Below are 16,990 nucleotides of genomic sequence, written 5' to 3' on the forward strand. Positions count from 1 at the left end.
ATGTGTTATTCTGGGAGGCAATTATTATGAAAAGCCACCCATCTAAATGAAATCGTGACTTGGTTAAGTTATAAATCATCTGTGTGCAACATGAGCGTAGCTCCATACTCTAAAAATTCATTGCAAGAAATTCGCCATTGCAGCCGGGGAAGCGCTTACTTGTTTGCACCGATGGTAAATTTTAATGTGATGGCTGAAGTCGGTGATACTCCACCTTAGTAAAATTTAATTGGCTGAAGAATAACAACACAATTGGCAGCAATATAGTATTGTGATTGCTCAAAAATCAAGAGTCGATTTTGAGTTTATCAATTAAATATATATTGGTGTGGAAAAAGTTTGTGCTTGTGAAATTATTTCATTGAACATCATTCAGAAAATTACATAGAGCAACTTGCGGGTAAATATAGCAGATTGTAGGTGAATGAGAGACCAATTTTCATCATAAAGGCATATATTCAAAGCCTTGTAAATCTGTGATTAGTTCTCTGCTCTCTGCTGAGTATATCCAGCGAATCAAACTATTGAATAGTCTGATGTTTGAGTTTGCCATACTAGCTGGAAAAATATTTCAGCAGCATAATAGTATCTTTCTTTCATCAAGATTGAGACTACGCAACAAGTTGGTATTGATAAAAGTAATTAACGGGAGATAAGTTATCTCCGGCGATCGCTAGAACTGGACATTCCGCAAATATAGCTGTTTACTGCTATTTTTAGGCGAAAAATAGCGCCTTAGTTCGACAATATTTGTCTAAATTTTTCACCGAAACATAACTTGACTAATTCCCGATCAGCAGCACTACCAAAAAATATCCATCTTCAATTCAGCTAACATAAACTCGTCTCAGAGATAAGCAGTCATGAGTAACCAAAAACATTTTTCCAAATCCCAACGCTTCAAAGAATTACTGCTCATCACATTGTTAGGGGATATTCCCACTCTTGCCCTCGGCACAAAACTCCGGAGTTGGTTATATCGCATTATTTTTGCTCAGTTGGATAGCTCAGTTTATATACAAAATGGTGTGGAATTTCTGGGAGCAGATAAAATTAGCATCGGTAAAAGAGCGCATATTTTTAAAGGTGTGAGAATCGATGCTCAAGGACACTCAAATAATCAAATTTATTTAAGTCATGGGGTGGCTATAGAACGTAACGTTGATATTGGCTGTTTAGACAACACATCCATCTACATCGACGAAGAAACCTTTATTGGCCCTGATGTATGTATTGCGGGGCCAGGAGATATTACCATTGGCAAGCGCTGTCTAATTGCCGCCCACTCAGGCATATATGCTAACAATCATAATTTTTCTAATCCTCTAGAACCAATTAAATCTCAAGGCATTACTCGTCAAGGAATTGTCATTGAAGATGATTGTTGGTTGGGACATGGAGTGACAGTATTAGATGGTGTAACGATTGGTGAAGGCAGTGTGATTGGCGCAGGTGCAGTTGTCACCAAAGATATTCCGCCATTCTCTGTGGCCGTAGGTGTACCTGCACGAGTTGTCAAAAATCGGATGAGTCAGCAATTATCCGAGAGAGGCGTAGGCATTTCTTCACCATAATTAACGCTATGTGCGACTTATTTTCGAGAAAAAGTTGCACACAGTGTTAATTACCACCGCATCTAAAGAAAAGTGTGTCTTTTTTTTCCTTCAGAAAACAAAGCCGTAGAATAACGATGACTTAAGTTATACCGACCCTGTTAATGGCAGCATTAGTCATAAACAGGGTATTCGCATTGGCTTTACCGATGGTTCTCGCATTGTGGTGCAACTTTCCGGTACAGGTACTCAAGGTGCAATCCCAAGAGTTTATTGAGTAAGCTACGAGCCAAATTCCGCCAAACATAACCTTGATACCCAATCAGTACTTGCTTGTTTCATTACTCTGGCTGAAGAAGTAGTTCAGCTTTGAGAACTAACGGGACGAGAACCAACTGTGAGGACTTAGGGCTGAGTGCTAAGTCAGGAGTTCTGATTTGCTTACTCTCTATTCTCGATAGGAAATAATTATGACCACATTTGAGCAAGTTCCAGTATTTCAATGTGAATTTGAAGACGATCGCACCGGGTTAAGTAAAGAAACCATCAAACGCGCCTTGGCTGATAATCTTTTTTACATCCAAGGTAAAGTTCCGGCTACAGCCACGCCCAATGATTATTACATGGCGTTAGCTTACACAGTCCGCGATCGCATGTTGCAACGCTGGTTCAAAACCACTGAAGTCTATACAAAAAAAGGTGTCAAAGTTGTCAGTTATCTCTCAGCCGAATTTCTCTTAGGGCCGCACTTGAGTAATAACTTGATCAATTTGGGAATTTACGATCTAGTGCGTCAAGTAGTCGAGGAATCCGGGCTAGATTTTGTCCAATTACGGGAAATTGAAGAAGAACCAGGACTAGGTAATGGTGGCCTAGGTCGCCTTGCAGCCTGTTATATGGACTCCCTGTCAACTTTAGAAATTCCCGCCATTGGCTATGGAATTCGCTACGAATTTGGCATCTTTGACCAAGAAATCCGCGATGGTTGGCAAGTGGAAATTACAGATAAATGGCTACACTTAGGCAACCCTTGGGAAATTCCTCGGCTCGAAGAAACTATAGAAGTTAAGTTTGGCGGGCGCACCGAAGCTTATTATGATGAAAAGTGCCGTTATCGCGTACGTTGGATTCCCGATAAAGTGGTGAAGGGTGTTCCCTACGATACACCCATCTCAGGTTATAACGTCAACACTGTCAATACCTTAAGGCTGTGGAAAGCTGAAGCTCCTGAGTCTTTTGAATTCCAAGCGTTTAACGTTGGTGACTACTATGGTGCTGTCAACAGAAAGGTAGTTTCCGAAAATATTACCAAAGTTCTCTATCCGAATGATGAATTGATGAAAGGCAAAGAACTGCGGTTAGAACAACAGTATTTCTTTGTTTCTTGTTCTTTGCAAGACATGATTCGGCTGCACTTGCAAAAAGGTGAGAGCTTAGAGACATTTCATCAGTCCTTTGCGGTGCAACTCAATGACACCCACCCATCCATCGGTGTAGCGGAATTGATGCGGCTGTTAGTCGATGAGTATGAAATAGAGTGGGATCAGGCTTGGCAAATCACGCAAAACACCTTTGGTTACACTAACCATACGCTGTTACCAGAGGCTTTAGAAAAGTGGACTTTAAGCCTATTTAAGAATTTACTGCCCAGACATCTGCAAATTATCTATGAAATTAACCAGCGTTTCTTAGGTCAAGTGCGGGCAAAATATCCCAACGATAGCGATCGCCTAGCACGGCTATCGTTAATTGATGAGAGTGGTGAAAAGTATGTCCGCATGGCAAACCTAGCCAGTGTGGGTTCTCATGCGATTAATGGTGTTGCAGCCCTACATACAGAGTTACTCAAGCGTGATGTACTGGGCGATTTCCACGAACTTTGGCCAGAGAAATTCAGCAACAAAACCAATGGAGTCACACCACGCCGTTGGATAGTAGTGAGTAATCCCTTACTAGCTAACTTGATTACTCGCAAAATAGGGGCAGATTGGATTAGTCATCTAGAAGACCTCAAGCAACTCGAAGCCTTTATCGAAGATGCTGAGTTTCGTCGAGAATGGCGACAAACCAAGCAAGATATTAAGGGATATTTGGCGACTTATATCAAGGAAAACCACGGGATTGAAGTGAATCCCGAATCACTGTTTGATGTGCAAGTGAAGCGATTGCATGAGTATAAGCGCCAACACCTAAACGTGCTGCACATCATTACGCTCTACAAGCGGATTAAAGATAACCCCAACATTGAAATCACACCCCGCACATTTATTTTTGGTGGTAAAGCTGCTCCTGGCTATTTCATGGCTAAATTGATCATTAAACTCATCAACTCCGTTGGTGATGTAGTTAACAATGATCCCGATGTGCGCGATCGCCTAAAAGTAGTATTCTTACCAGATTACAATGTCAGGTTTGGTCAACGAGTCTACCCAGCCGCCGACCTTTCCGAACAAATCTCCACTGCTGGTAAAGAAGCTTCTGGCACTGGTAACATGAAATTTGCCATGAATGGGGCGCTGACTATTGGCACACTTGATGGTGCAAATATCGAAATCCGCGAAGAAGTCGGAGAAGAAAACTTCTTCTTGTTTGGACTTACAACCGAACAAGTATATGAATTAAAGTCCAAAGGTTATAACCCCTGGGACTATTACCATAACAATCCGCAACTTAAACAAGTAATTGACCTGATCAGTTCTGGATTTTTCTCTCACGGTGATACTAATCTATTCCGTCCCTTAGTAGACTCACTGTTGTACCACGATCCCTACATGTTGTTTGCCGATTACCAGTCTTATATTGACGCTCAAGACCAGGTAAATCAAGCTTACCGTGACCAAGAACACTGGACACGGATGTCAATTCTCAATGCAGCACGTATGGGCAAATTCTCTTCTGACCGTGCCATTCTAGAATATTGTCAAGAAATCTGGAATGCTGTACCAGTGAAAATCGAACTAGAAGAATATATTCAAGGGAGGGCTGGTTTGAAAGTTTAAGGGTGTAAGGGTGTGGGGGTGTAAGGGTTTTGAACACCTACACCCCCACACCCTTCAACTTCAGGAAACCTCTGGCATTAATTAGCGTCACAACATTAGCCAGTCAAAAAATACATCTCAAAGGCATCTACGAATCAAATAAACCACAGTATGAGATAATAGCGAAACTTGTGCCATACTCTATGGGTTGGTCACGACATAGCCCTCCACTCTCAATAGAGTGCGCTCAAAACGAGGCAAGATTTGGGTAAGATATAGGAGCTATCTTTTCTGCATAGCAGATACTGAGAGAAGCTTTTTTCCGACCCCCTTTGGAGATATTTCTATGCTGACTTTAAAAATCGCTGTTTATATTGTTGTTGCCTTCTTTGTGACTATCTTTGTCTTCGGATTCTTGTCAAATGATCCTGCTCGTAACCCCGGTCGTCGGGATTTAGAGTAAGAACAAGACAAATTATCCGCGACTGCCGGAAGGTGGAAAACACCCAAAGTCACGGACAATTGCTTGCTATCCTACAGGAAAGCTTTACGCCTAAAACTGAATGGCAGTTGCTACAACAGGGAAAATCCGCAGCCAGTGGCTCAAACGGAGTTTCCCTTCGCAGTAACTGGGTTTCGACACAAAGTAAATTATGGTGAAACATACTGCCTGGATCACTCCAATAAACACTAGTACAACAAGGCAAAAGTAAAAAGTCAAAAGGAAAAAGAAAGAATAGTGATACCACGAGCCTCTTAGCAATTCCAGATGGTCTGTTTATTTACACCAACCTGTACTAGCTTTTGATGAGTTTAGCTGATGGCAAAGCCCAATTAGGAAACTGCCTTCTGTCACAGACACAGGGCATTTTGGCAAAGCAATCTCCTTGACAATGCAATTTCCTCTTTTTAGCAGCTTGCTGCATGTAGGCAGAAAGCAAAAGTCGGAAGACAAAAGGTGAGTTCATCTTTCCGGCTATTCGTTGGCTATTTGTTCGGTTAATTTTGCCCAGATATGCTTCATCCAGTTCTGCCGCCTGCACCGCCTCCTGTTCTTGAACCTATAAAATCTACAAATTCTCTGCCATCGGTTAGTAATACCCAAGTTCATGCGTTTGTAGAGCCAGTTAGTGATACCCAAAACCTTCCAGAAAAGCCCCAAAGTACCAAAATTGCGGATAGTAAAAATGTACCGCCTCAGACATTAGTACCGATCGCATCGGCTGCCGATAATTTAGGCACTGCGAAAACTATACCCACTCCCAATACACCAGAAACTCTACCCCCAGCACTTTCGCCGTTTTCTCCATCGAGAAATGCTGCAACTTTAGGACAACCTTTAGGCATTGGCTATGGCATTCAGACAGTGAATGTCAGTGGTGATAATCCACCTCAAACTGGCTCAAATATTCAGCAATTCCCCTCACCAAAAAAAGTTGTCCCTGAAAAAATTGTCCAGCCAACATCTGTTCAGCAATTCCCATCACCAGAACAAGTTGTTGCGGAAAAAGTCACTCCACCAGCATCCCCAACGCCAACTATTGCGCCACCACAAAAACCAGAAACTATCAATCTCTCTGGTAAATTTAGCGATGATGTACCGAGTACTCAGCCAGTCCAAAATATTATTGAGTTTAAATCTCGTAACCTCAGCAACGAATCGACTACCCCAACAAACATAGAATTCAAATCACCCAACCAACCAACTCAAGCAGCACCTAGTTCTCCAACACCCCAGCCAGCATCTCCCACAACCACACCAGTAGTGCGGGAGAGAATTGTCGAAGTTATCTCAGATCGGCAAGAGTATGATGAGCAACGGCGAATTGTTACGGCTGAAGGTAATGTAGTAGTGCGATTTGACGGGGCTGTAGTGGATGCCGATCGCCTACAGGTGAATTTAGCAAATTTAATTGCTGTTGGTGAAGGTAATGTTGCCCTGACTAGGGGTGATCAGTTGTTGCGTGGGCAACGCTTTACTTATAATTTTTTGCAAGACAGTGGGGAATTAGAAAATGGTAGCGGTGAAATTTATATCCCCACATCTTCTACAGATTTAGGCTTTTTACCTGCTGAGAACACCCCTGGTAGTTTACAACTCAGACCACCAAGCGATCGCATTCGTGCTAATCAGCCACTCACCAATGTCAAAAGTCCGGGACAAGTTAATGTGGTTGTCGGTGGTCGTAGCGCCAGTAACTTACCAACACCGCCACAAGGTGGACAAGTTAAACGAGTCCGGTTTGAAGCCAGACACATTGATTTTTATCCGCGAGGTTGGCAAGCTAGGGATGTACGCCTCACAAATGACCCATTTTCGCCGCCCGAACTAGAATTACGGGCGAGTAAAGTTACCCTGACACGCCAAGCGCCCTTAATTGACCGGATTAAAACCGAACGTCAACGTTTGGTATTTGATCAAGGTCTTAGCTTACCCATACCCATAGATAACCAAACCATTGACCGCCGGGAACAAGAAGTCACACCCGCAATTGTGTCTCCTGGTTATGATGGCGATGACCGTGGTGGTTTATATGTGGAACGAAGTTTTACACCGATAAATACAGAAACAGCACGTTGGATCATCACACCCCAGTTGTTTGTGCAGAAAGCAGCACAGGGTGGTTTTAGCGATCCAGCGTCTTTGTTTGGTGTTAGAAGCAGAGTGAATGCTGCTTTAAGCCCAAAAACCACATTGCGCGGTTCTGGGGAATTAACCAGTTTTGACTTGAGCCAATTAGACTCAAATCTCCGGGCAAATGTGCGACTGCAACAGCAATTGGGCGATCGCAATCCCCATCTTTTAAATTTGGAATATACCTATCGCGATCGCTTATATAACGGTTCTCTGGGCTTTCAAACTGTCCAGAGTAGTTTGGGCGCGATTGTCCTCTCTCCTCTTATTCCTTTGGGTAAAAGCGGTATTAACCTCGACTATCAAGCAAGCGCACAATATATCAACGCCAATAGCGATCGCCAAGACTTGTTTGAATCCAACTCGACTCAAAGCATTGAGCGAATTTCTTTAGGTCGTCTGCAAGCCAGTGCTGCTCTTAGCACAGGTGTGTACCTCTGGCAAGGAAAAGCATTACCAGCAACAGCTACCGAAGGATTGCGCTATACAGGTAATCCTGTGGTGCCCTACTTACAGGCGGTGGCTAATCTTAGAGGTACTACTAGTTATTACACCAGTGGTGATGACCAAACCACTTTAATTGGTACAGTTGGATTATTAGGACAAATTGGCCATTTTTCTCGTCCCTTTTTCGATTACACAGCCTTTAATATTAGTTACGCCCAAGGTTTCAACAGCGGATTGTCGCCTTTTTTCTTTGACCGTTCCGTAGATGTGAGAGTTCTCAGTGCCGGAATTGTGCAACAAATTTATGGGCCATTTCGGATCGGTTTTCAAACATCAGTTAACTTGGATACAGGCAGAGAAACCAGTACCGACTATATTTTAGAGTATAGTCGTCGCACCTATGGCATTACCCTACGCTACAATCCTGTTTTAGAATTAGGCGGCTTCAGCATTCGCATTAGTGACTTTAATTGGACTGGTGGTACAGACCCATTTTCTACGAATCAAGTTAGACCAGTGGTTGGTGGGGTGCGACAAGAATAATCCACTTGAGTAAGTTTTTTAGTCTCATTAGACACCAGCTTTATGTATGTTATTATCAGGTTTTAGCTTTGAGGATAAAGTGAGTAGCCGTTATAAAACAAGAAAAAGCGCTAGGAAACTAGAGGCTAGAAAGTAGTATTTCTGACTCAGCAATCAGCACTTTTTATACAAAGGCTAATAGGCTAAAGCGCTGCTATGGCAAAAGTAAAATCAAAATTCCAGAAATCAAAAAACTCAAAAAAGCCGCCTGCAAAAAAGGAAGCACCTACTCTTAGCCTCCAAGAAAGGTTAGCCCAAAAACGTCAAGCAACTAAAGCCCGCAAAGAATTCATGGATTTGCTGAGTAAATCCTTATCTACAGGGCTATTTTTAGGTTTTTTGTTATTTTTATTCGCCGGAATTAAAGCAGCATTACCGGCTGTCTTGGGGATTCTAGTAATGTCTTTTTCTTATAAATATCCCCGTCAAGCGTTAATTGGCTTTATGATTTATGTTCCCTTTGGAGGAACAATTACTTATTACATTGGCAATAGTCCAATTTTGCAATTAGCAAAAGATTCATTTTATGTCCCAGTAGCGATCGCACTGTGGCAGATTTGTCGCAAACAGAAGCTACCCTTCATTGTCCCCCAACAAATTAAAATTCCTCTGTATTTTGTATTAGCTTCAAGTTTATTAACTTTGGTATTTATTAATGGCGGACAACAACTTAACCCACCGCCTGTAGGGCTATTACAAACACCAGTTAAAGAAATACCTATAGGCTTAGGAATTCTAGGATTAAAAGTATTTTTAGGTTATGTGCCTTTAATTACTTGTGCTTACTATCTAATTCGTGACAAAAAAGATTTTCTACTATTAACTCGCTTACAAATTGTTCTCATCTTGATTTGCTGCGGGCTAGGATTTCTCCAATACCTGCTATTAGTAGTTGGGGTTTGCGAAGGTACCCGAAATTTAGAAGGTGCGGCTTTATTTAAAGCCACACTTGAAGCCCGATGTTATTTTGGCGGAGCTTTAGTCTACAGTCCCAGTCAAGGAATTATTCGCCTCCCAGGAACATTTGTAGCACCTTGGCAATGGGCATGGTTTTTAATTTCTAGCACCTTTTTTGCCTTTGCTACAGGTTTTTCTGACCCATCGGTTTTGTGGCGGCTAACAAGTTTAGGTTCTTTAGCTTTAATCTTTGTCAACGCAGTAGTTTCTGGACAGAGAATTGCTTTAGCCTTAGTACCCACTTGCTTTGTGATGCTGCTATTACTCACTGGTCAAATTGCTAACCTCAAACGGTTTATCCCTATTGGGGTGGGGCTAGTGATGATTTTGGGAATTGCAGTTGTGACTAACCCTGTAGTTGTTCAAGAACGACTAGATAGCTTTTTGGTTCGTTGGAATGCTTCACCGCCACAAGACTTTATCATCCAGCAATTTGAGGAAAACTGGAAAAACGTAGACACTCCTATCGGCAGTGGCTTAGGTCGAGCGACTAACTCGGCGCGTGCATTAGGTGAAACCAAGTTAGTAGAGACATACTATCCAAAAGTCTTATATGAGGTGGGAATTTTTGGTGTGTTGGGTTTTTTCGCTTTAGTTAATGTCCTGACATTTACAGGGTTCAAGACTTATCGTTCGATAAAAAACCGTAATTTCCGCAGTTACGGAGCATCTATGTGGGTGTTTATATTGTTTATTAGTTACAACACCTACTACTATCCTCTAGATGTTGATCCGGTCGCTGTATATTATTGGTTTTTTGCGGGAGTACTCTTCAAATTACCAGCACTGGATAAACAAGAAAAAGAAGATGCCGATCCTGAAAAAGCCAACAAGAAAAAACGCTTACAAATCAAGTTTTAATTGATTATATTTATCTTGGCAGTGACAGATATCATCACAGGTCATTCTACTACCAAAACAACCAATTTAGTTGAGCAGAAAATTACATGAATGATTTGCCTTTAATTTCCGTAATTATACCAACCTACGGACGAGAGGAAGCTTTAAGGGATAGTATTGCAGATGTTCTAATTCAAGATTATCCCCACTTTGAAGTTTTGGTAGTAGATCAATCGCCAAAACACGAACCAGAAGTTCAAGCTTATTTAGAAGAAGTAGCTGCACTAGGTAAAATTCAATGGTTTCGTCTGAATTGGGCTAGTTTACCTGGGGCGCGGAATTATGGTGTGCGGCGTTCATCTGGAGAAATAATTTTATTTATTGATGATGATGTGAAGTTAACACCTGGGTTTTTAATGGCTCATGCGAAAAATTATTTGCAAAATCCAGAAATTGGGGCTGTTGCTGGGCGAGTATTTGACCGAATGAAGTTGGGCGAATCTGGAGGAAAATTACAGATTGAATATCTCCCTCCCCAAGCTATGAACCCAGGTATCGCTTGGTATTATATTGATTTAGTACATACAGTTAAACCTCAGCAAGTATTAACAGCTAGAGGTTGTAATATGTCATTCCGTCGCGAGATTTTTAGTAAGTACGGACTAAGATTTGATGAGAGATTTCGCGGAAGTGCAGTACGCGAAGAATCAGATTTTTGTTTGCGAATTAGGCAGACAGGATATAAGATTTGGTATGACCCGGAAGCACATTTGGTGCATTTAGGTGAGGAGACGGGTGGTTGTCATGATATTAGTACGCGATCGCTCAAATATCAACTCACTTTCTATCACAATAATTTCTTGATGGCGTTGAAGAACCTGACTTTTTCTGAAGCTTTACAACTATACGCTCGTTTATTTGATTGTCAGGTTTTGGGACATCCACCTTGTAATAAGAGTGGCTCTTTTGGTGCTGTTTTTTCTCGTGCTGTGTTCTACATTTTAGGCTTTATCAATGCGTTATCTAGTGTAATTCAATCTATCTGGAATGATGGGCAGATTTATACTAAGTTGGATCAACAACCCCAAATGTTAGTGGTTAATAAACAACCTTCTATGTCTGCTAATTGAAAATTGCTGTTGCAGTTTTTAGATACTCGACTTCTTAAAGAAGTCGGGTATCTGGGCTTATCGATAATATTAAATTAAAATGCGTATACTACAAATTGTTCCATCTATTTCTTTAATTTATGGTGGCCCTAGTCAAATGGTATTAGGGTTAGCTCCGGCTTTAGCAAAAGAGGGTATAAAAGTTACTATTTTGACAACTGATAGTAATGGTGATGCTGGTCAAAAACCTTTGGATGTACCTTTAAATCGCCCAATTCAACAAGATGGTTATGAAATAATTTACTTTCGCTGTGCGCCATTTCGTCGTTATAAATTTTCGCTGGATTTACTCAAATGGCTAAAAAGTCATGCTAACGAATTTGATTTAGCACATATTCATGCTTTGTTTTCGCCTATTAGTAGTGCAGCGGCGATGGTATGTCGCCAAAAAAAATTACCTTATATTTTGCGTCCTTTAGGAACTCTTGATCCGGCTGATTTACAAAAGAAAAAACAATTAAAGAAGCTGTATGTGGAACTTATCGAACGCCGCAATTTAGCAGATGCAGCAGCAATTCATTTTACTAGTGAACAAGAAGCTAAAATATCAGCAAGATTTGGGGTAAACACAAAAGATTTAGTAATTCCTTTGGGTGTGAAACCTACTCAAAAAATTCAATCAAGTGCAGTACGCAGTCAGTTAGATATACCTGAAAATGTGCCTTTAGTTTTGTTTATGTCGCGTATTGACCCGAAAAAAGGCTTGAATTTGTTGATTCCGGCTTTAGAAAAGCTATTGGCAAATGATTGCAAGTTTCATTTTGTTTTAGCTGGGACAAATCCTCAAGACCCAGACTATGAACAAAAAATCAATTCTCAAATCGAAAATTCATCATTGCGATCGCATACTACCATTACAGGCTTTGTGAGTGGTGAACTGAAAGCTTGTTTACTGCAAGCTGCTGATTTATTTGTTTTACCTTCTTATTACGAAAATTTTGGTATTGCTGTAGCAGAGGCAATGGTTGCAGGTATACCTGTAGTTATTTCTGACCAAGTGCATATTTGGCAGCAAGTAAGTGATAGTGATTCGGGATGGGTTGGTCAAACTGATGTTTCAGCTTTGTTTGAACTGTTGCAACAAGCTTTGCAAAATCCAGCAGAATGCCAACGTCGGGGAATGAATGCTCAAAAATATGCTTTAGAACATTTTAGTTGGGATGCGATCGCTCGCCAAATGATTCAAGCTTATCAGCAGATACTCAAGAAATGAATTTAACGAACCGCCAAGAACGCAAAGGACACAGAGTAGAAGAGGTAGAATTTTTCGTATTATACTACCTCCTGCCCCCTGCCTCCTGCCTTCTACTTAATTCGCTCTTTCCCACTGACGTTGAATTTCTGTAATTGTTTGAATATCTGGTGGTGGCAGAATTTTCACACTCGGCTTAACTTCTGCACCGGGAATATTTTGACTCCACGGGCTATTCGGTACAGTTTTTAAATCAACATTATTATTCACTGGACGAAAACCGTATTGAACAAATACTGCTTGTTGTTCTGGTTGGGTGAGAAAGTCTAAAAACTGCTTTGCGGCTTTTGCTGTACCTGCATCTACGTCTCGCCGGACAATTGCTGCTGTGGCGGTAGTTTCAATTGACGGGTCTAAATAATAAATTTGGTAAGGTTTGCCTTTAGTAGCGGCTGATTGTTGCCAACGATGCAGGACTATACTTTCATATACAGTCGCAACATCGGCATCGTTAGGGCCTCGGACAATAAATTCTTGCAGGAGAGTATCTGTTGAACGAGGTGGTTGATAAACTGATTTTTTAATTAAACTAAATAGCGTTTGTATAGATGAATCGTTGAAACTATTGACATTAATAGTTCCGCCTAATTTTGATTGCGTCCACAAGTTCAAAGTCAACTGACCACTATTAGATCGGGTGGGGTCTGTGGTGACAAAATCAAAGCTACCCCAATTACTCACACCGCCTACTTTTCCCCAGTTACCTGCTTGCATAGCTTGTTCCAGTCTTGACCATTGAAAGCGTCCAGTAGGGAAGAGAACTTTACCACGTTCTGGCCACGCAATACCTACTAGGAGAGTTTTTGCCAGTGGTCGAGGAGAATCGTAAAAAGGTTCAGTTTTATTTGTAGCACGGAGGCGATCGCCTAATTCTGTTAAAATTTCTGCGTTAGCAGGAATTAAGATGGTCGGTTTAAAATCATTTTTCTGGTCAAGATAATTATTAACTAGTTCTTGAGAACCTTGAAATTTTAATTCTAATCTAATACTAGGATGTTCCTGCTCAAATTTTACTTCTAATTCTTGCAGAGGTTCTTGTAGTTCTGTACCACTAACAATAACTACAGTTGTCTGTGAACCAGGAAGAGGAATATAAGTTAAACCCAAAGCTGCAATAATAATTGCAACGGAAGTAATCACTTTTGAATATTTTGGTTTTGCTTTAGAAGCATTTTTTAATCCTGGTGGCATAATTTTGTTTATTTACGAACTAATAAATCGAGATTTTCTAATAAGCTAGTCAGTTCATCACTAAGTGATTGCATTTCGTTAATTTGTTGAGAATCACTTAAATCAGAGCTACGCAATTTAGTTTGTAATTGTTGCAATATTCCTGTACAATCTTGAATTAAAGTCGAAATATTAATAATTCTGGCTAACCGCGTATCTTCACCATCTTGGGCTAATTTGAGATTGCGTTTAAGGCTTGCTGCCAATTGACTAAGATGTTCCTTTGCTACACCAGAACTCGCGCTAAGTTTTTGTTGTACTTCAACTAATTGCTGTTGTAGAGAACTAACCGAAAGTATTGAGGTGTTGCCGTATAAGTTCCCAGCTAGGGTGTCTATTTTATTTGGTAATGTAGCAGTGCGATCGCAATTTATCTCTACGGCTGTTAAAATTTCTATTTGGAATGAATCAGTTAATAGTTTTTTGGCTTCTGAACGCAAGTTTTCTGATTGATTGACTAATCCTAAAGCAGCCAGCTTGACAGCATTTACTTCTCTTTCTAATTCAGGATTCGCTAATTCAAAAGTGCTTGGTTCACGAGATTTTATCAAACTTGCGCCAATTATAGTAATACCAGAAGCGACTGGTAACATAAATAAGCTGGGCAATTGCAGTAAACGTACCCCGAAGAATAGAGAAATTCCTCCAGCTAATACGGCTAAAGGATAATATAGAGGATTTACTAATTTCATAATTTAAGTTTAAAACTCTACCTGTAAATTTGACATTAACTGCAAAATTGTCTCAGGATTTCCTTGAGAATAATACCCCCCATTCAACTCAGCGATTTCTTTCAAAACATCAGCTTTAAATTCACCTTCTTTACCATAGCCAATAGTAAAAAATCCAATTCTTTGGTCAGTAGCAAAACCACTTTTTTGTAACTCTTGCTCTAACTCATTCAACTTAATTTTTGAACCTGCATCCTCACCATCAGTTAATATCAACACAGCGTTAATTGCATCTTTACGCAGATTTTTTTGTAGCCAATTTCTAGCTTCTAAGGCAGCATCGTATAATTTTGTCCCGCCATCAGCTTGAAGACCATTAATAAATTGCCAACCGCGATCGCGTCCTTGGGGTGTTCCATCCACTAATACAGGCAGACGAATCACTGAGTCAAAATCAATCAAAGCAATTTGCTCTTTTGGCCCCAAGTTCTTAATGTAATTTTGTAAAGTATTTTGTACAGCAGGTAATTTATCTCCTGACATTGACCCCGAAGAATCAACAACAACCACCACCAACGACGGTTTTTTTGCTGATTCCTGCCATGATTTCAGCATTGCGTCTACAACTTCCGGCTTTGGTGGACGCAAGGAATCATACTTAGCTTGGGCTTCTACACCGAATTCGGGAGTAAACTTAGTACCTAAAGCGACTCCTGGCGTTCCGGGACGTAAACCCAAATCGGTGGCAATTTTTTGAGTTTCTGGCGATCGCCAATAAGTAATAAATTTTTCCGCTGCTGCCTTTTCATCCGCACTAACCCAAGGTGCATTCGGTATAATCGCTCGCATATTAGAAGTAAAGGTGGCTTTGGGATAAACTGCTTGATAACGCTGCTGTCCCTGTGGTAGTCCTGAATTAGCTACAATTACACTCGATTCATATACTGAACCAACCGAAGCCCAAAAGGGGCCATTCTTTACCATTGATTGGGCGAGAGAATTAGTCGAAACACCGTAACGAGTAATTTTGCTTTGGATTTGCTGAATTTGGGGTTGAAATTTCTGCACATCCGCCACAGTTACTTCTTCAGGACGTTTACCCGATACACTGACGTATTGTGCTACCAGGGTTTGTAATCCAGAATTAGAACGCGTCGGCGCAGAATGTACATAATGAACTGTTAACGGTGGTGAGGCTGGGTCAATATCGCGGTGAGTTTTTGCTGTCACCAACACCTTGTAAGGGTCAGCTACTTTTCGTAATCCAGCCGCGACATCAGCTTGCGCCATAAATACCATTGGCGTGTTAGCGATGAGTGGTGATTCTATAATGTCTGGAATGTAATTTTTCCCCGGCGAAATTTGGTTCATCCGGTAAATTAACTGGCTTTGATATATATCTCCATCCAGAGAAATAATTGTGGGAAAATCTGCTGCATCCGCTTGTACTGTCCCTTTTTGTAATTGATCTGCTAGACCAACTACCTCAGTCACAACATCGCCACTACCTAGTGCTTCGCATTTCACCTGAAAAGCTGTACCATTACCTAGCTTTGGTTGTGTAGCATTAAAGTTTTTCGCCGCTTGATTACAGAAGTCTCCCAAAGCGCTACCAACCAATAGTTTGACTTTTAACCCTGTAAAATTATCGTCAGAAGTCGAGTTAGTGTTACACCCTGTCACGAACACTAAAGCAGAGATTACTACAAGCTGCGTCAGAAACCGAGACCTTTGAAAAATCATGCACTTCTCCGAGAACGATTAGTGATTTAATAATCTCTGCAATAAGTTATGTTCCGATTCTATTGTGTGATAGAAAAGTTAATTTTCAGTTAACTTTATTGAGTGCAAAAGACAAACATTATATCTGTATAATAATCAAGCCTCATCTAGTTACACTGCGCCTATCCCTGTCTCTACGCTGAGAAATTAAAATTTTGTAAAAAACAGCTACAAGTCGATAGGGAAACCGATGTTTTATGGGATGATGGCAAAGTAGACTACATCTGCCTCTTTATCTACAGGGAATCTCTCATGACTCTCCATCTTGGTGATACAGTACCCAACTTTACACAAGCCTCTACACATGGCGACATAAATTTTTACGAATGGGCAGGTGACAGCTGGGTAGTGCTGTTTTCTCACCCTGCTGACTTTACACCTGTTTGTACTACTGAACTCGGTACAGTTGCGAAACTAAAACCTGAATTTGACAAGCGCAACGTCAAAGCGATCGCACTCAGCGTTGATGATGTAGAATCTCACAACGGTTGGGTAGGCGACATCGAAGAAACTCAAAGCACCACTCTCAACTATCCCATTTTGGCAGACGCGGATCGTAAAGTTTCTGACCTTTATGACATGATCCACCCTAACGCCAACGCCGCAGTCACAGTGCGTTCTGTCTTCGTTATTGACCCCAATAAGAAACTGCGCCTTTCTTTTACATACCCCCCCAGCACCGGACGCAACTTTGACGAAATTTTGCGCGTAATTGATTCACTGCAACTAACCGATAACTATAGTGTGGCTACCCCAGCCGACTGGAAAGATGGCGATAAGGTTGTCATCGTTCCTTCCCTCAAAGACCCCGAAGTCTTAAAAGAAAAATTCCCCAAAGGTTACGAAGTCGTCAAACCCTATTTGCGGTTAACTCCTCAACCTAACAAGTAATGA

Annotated in this window: 12 protein-coding genes and 1 pseudogene; 10 read left to right on the forward strand and 3 right to left on the reverse strand. The window is 41.1% G+C overall.

The genetic code is table 11. The features are described from left to right. Positions 1 to 90: 90 nt before the first annotated feature. The 9 genes and pseudogenes from NCWK1_RS30375 (at position 91) to hpsP (ending at position 12,374) form a co-directional block, all read left to right on the forward strand. Positions 91 to 219: a hypothetical protein gene (locus NCWK1_RS30375; RefSeq protein WP_281259093.1), complete on the forward strand. Its 129-nt coding sequence runs from the start codon at positions 91 to 93 to the stop codon at positions 217 to 219. Positions 220 to 863: 644 nt separating this feature from the next. Further along, entirely contained in the window at positions 864 to 1,574 is a 711-nt protein-coding gene (locus tag NCWK1_RS06845; protein ID WP_096576118.1) for an acyltransferase, read from the forward strand. Between the two features lie 124 nt (positions 1,575 to 1,698). Next, positions 1,699 to 1,830 (forward strand): annotated as a pseudogene (locus NCWK1_RS30680) (hypothetical protein); the annotation flags it as partial. Positions 1,831 to 2,023: 193 nt separating this feature from the next. Then, the gene (locus NCWK1_RS06855; RefSeq protein ID WP_103124198.1) at positions 2,024 to 4,552 is read left to right on the forward strand and encodes a glycogen/starch/alpha-glucan phosphorylase; all 2,529 of its coding nucleotides are present in this window, start codon (positions 2,024 to 2,026) and stop codon (positions 4,550 to 4,552) included. A 325-nt stretch (positions 4,553 to 4,877) separates the two neighbouring features. Continuing rightward, positions 4,878 to 4,994 carry a photosystem II reaction center protein I gene (locus tag NCWK1_RS06860; protein WP_015114068.1) on the forward strand — a complete coding sequence of 39 codons (117 nt, stop codon included), beginning with the start codon at positions 4,878 to 4,880 and terminating at the stop codon, positions 4,992 to 4,994. 552 nt (positions 4,995 to 5,546) lie between these two features. After that, positions 5,547 to 8,156, forward strand: coding sequence for a DUF3769 domain-containing protein (locus NCWK1_RS06865; RefSeq protein WP_103124199.1), 2,610 nt, complete (start codon positions 5,547 to 5,549; stop codon positions 8,154 to 8,156). Positions 8,157 to 8,351: 195 nt separating this feature from the next. Beyond that, on the forward strand, positions 8,352 to 10,013 hold the full coding sequence (hpsL, locus tag NCWK1_RS06870) for a hormogonium polysaccharide biosynthesis protein HpsL (protein WP_103124200.1): 1,662 nt from the start codon (positions 8,352 to 8,354) through the stop codon (positions 10,011 to 10,013). 86 nt (positions 10,014 to 10,099) lie between these two features. After that, positions 10,100 to 11,122, forward strand: a complete 1,023-nt coding sequence (gene hpsN / locus NCWK1_RS06875; protein WP_103124201.1) for a hormogonium polysaccharide biosynthesis glycosyltransferase HpsN — start codon at positions 10,100 to 10,102, stop codon at positions 11,120 to 11,122. Positions 11,123 to 11,201: 79 nt separating this feature from the next. Beyond that, on the forward strand, positions 11,202 to 12,374 hold the full coding sequence (hpsP, locus tag NCWK1_RS06880; RefSeq protein ID WP_103124202.1) for a hormogonium polysaccharide biosynthesis glycosyltransferase HpsP: 1,173 nt from the start codon (positions 11,202 to 11,204) through the stop codon (positions 12,372 to 12,374). A gap of 96 nt (positions 12,375 to 12,470) precedes the next feature. Here hpsP and NCWK1_RS06885 read toward each other — a convergent pair whose 3' ends face one another. From NCWK1_RS06885 to NCWK1_RS06895, 3 genes are read right to left on the reverse strand one after another with little or no spacing between them, the layout of a single operon-like run. After that, the gene (locus tag NCWK1_RS06885) at positions 12,471 to 13,604 is read right to left on the reverse strand and encodes a substrate-binding domain-containing protein (RefSeq protein WP_096576103.1); all 1,134 of its coding nucleotides are present in this window, start codon (positions 13,602 to 13,604) and stop codon (positions 12,471 to 12,473) included. Positions 13,605 to 13,612: 8 nt separating this feature from the next. Continuing rightward, on the reverse strand, positions 13,613 to 14,335 hold the full coding sequence (locus NCWK1_RS06890) for a hypothetical protein (protein WP_187308076.1): 723 nt from the start codon (positions 14,333 to 14,335) through the stop codon (positions 13,613 to 13,615). A 9-nt stretch (positions 14,336 to 14,344) separates the two neighbouring features. Then, a complete protein-coding gene (locus NCWK1_RS06895) occupies positions 14,345 to 16,057 on the reverse strand; it encodes a VWA domain-containing protein (protein WP_103124203.1) in 1,713 nt (570 codons plus the stop codon). A 291-nt stretch (positions 16,058 to 16,348) separates the two neighbouring features. On the opposite strand from NCWK1_RS06895, the gene NCWK1_RS06900 reads away from it, so the two are divergent. After that, positions 16,349 to 16,987, forward strand: a complete 639-nt coding sequence (locus NCWK1_RS06900; protein ID WP_096576096.1) for a peroxiredoxin — start codon at positions 16,349 to 16,351, stop codon at positions 16,985 to 16,987. Positions 16,988 to 16,990: the final 3 nt, after the last annotated feature.

The sequence above is a fragment of the Nostoc cycadae WK-1 genome (genome assembly GCF_002897135.1).
In the GTDB taxonomy this organism is placed as follows: Bacteria; Cyanobacteriota; Cyanobacteriia; order Cyanobacteriales; family Nostocaceae; genus Nostoc_B.

Excerpts from the sequence above, each read along its gene's own strand:
- NCWK1_RS06890 (WP_187308076.1), bottom strand. The coding sequence starts at position 14,335 with ATGAAATTAGTAAATCCTCTATATTATCCTTTAGCCGTATTAGCTGGA.
- hpsP (WP_103124202.1), top strand. The coding sequence starts at position 11,202 with ATGCGTATACTACAAATTGTTCCATCTATTTCTTTAATTTATGGTGGC.
- NCWK1_RS30375 (WP_281259093.1), top strand. The coding sequence starts at position 91 with ATGAGCGTAGCTCCATACTCTAAAAATTCATTGCAAGAAATTCGCCAT.
- NCWK1_RS06855 (WP_103124198.1), top strand. The coding sequence starts at position 2,024 with ATGACCACATTTGAGCAAGTTCCAGTATTTCAATGTGAATTTGAAGAC.
- hpsN (WP_103124201.1), top strand. The coding sequence starts at position 10,100 with ATGAATGATTTGCCTTTAATTTCCGTAATTATACCAACCTACGGACGA.
- hpsL (WP_103124200.1), top strand. The coding sequence starts at position 8,352 with ATGGCAAAAGTAAAATCAAAATTCCAGAAATCAAAAAACTCAAAAAAG.
- NCWK1_RS06900 (WP_096576096.1), top strand. The coding sequence starts at position 16,349 with ATGACTCTCCATCTTGGTGATACAGTACCCAACTTTACACAAGCCTCT.
- NCWK1_RS06860 (WP_015114068.1), top strand. The coding sequence starts at position 4,878 with ATGCTGACTTTAAAAATCGCTGTTTATATTGTTGTTGCCTTCTTTGTG.
- NCWK1_RS06845 (WP_096576118.1), top strand. The coding sequence starts at position 864 with ATGAGTAACCAAAAACATTTTTCCAAATCCCAACGCTTCAAAGAATTA.
- NCWK1_RS06895 (WP_103124203.1), bottom strand. The coding sequence starts at position 16,057 with ATGATTTTTCAAAGGTCTCGGTTTCTGACGCAGCTTGTAGTAATCTCT.
- NCWK1_RS06885 (WP_096576103.1), bottom strand. The coding sequence starts at position 13,604 with ATGCCACCAGGATTAAAAAATGCTTCTAAAGCAAAACCAAAATATTCA.
- NCWK1_RS06865 (WP_103124199.1), top strand. The coding sequence starts at position 5,547 with ATGCTTCATCCAGTTCTGCCGCCTGCACCGCCTCCTGTTCTTGAACCT.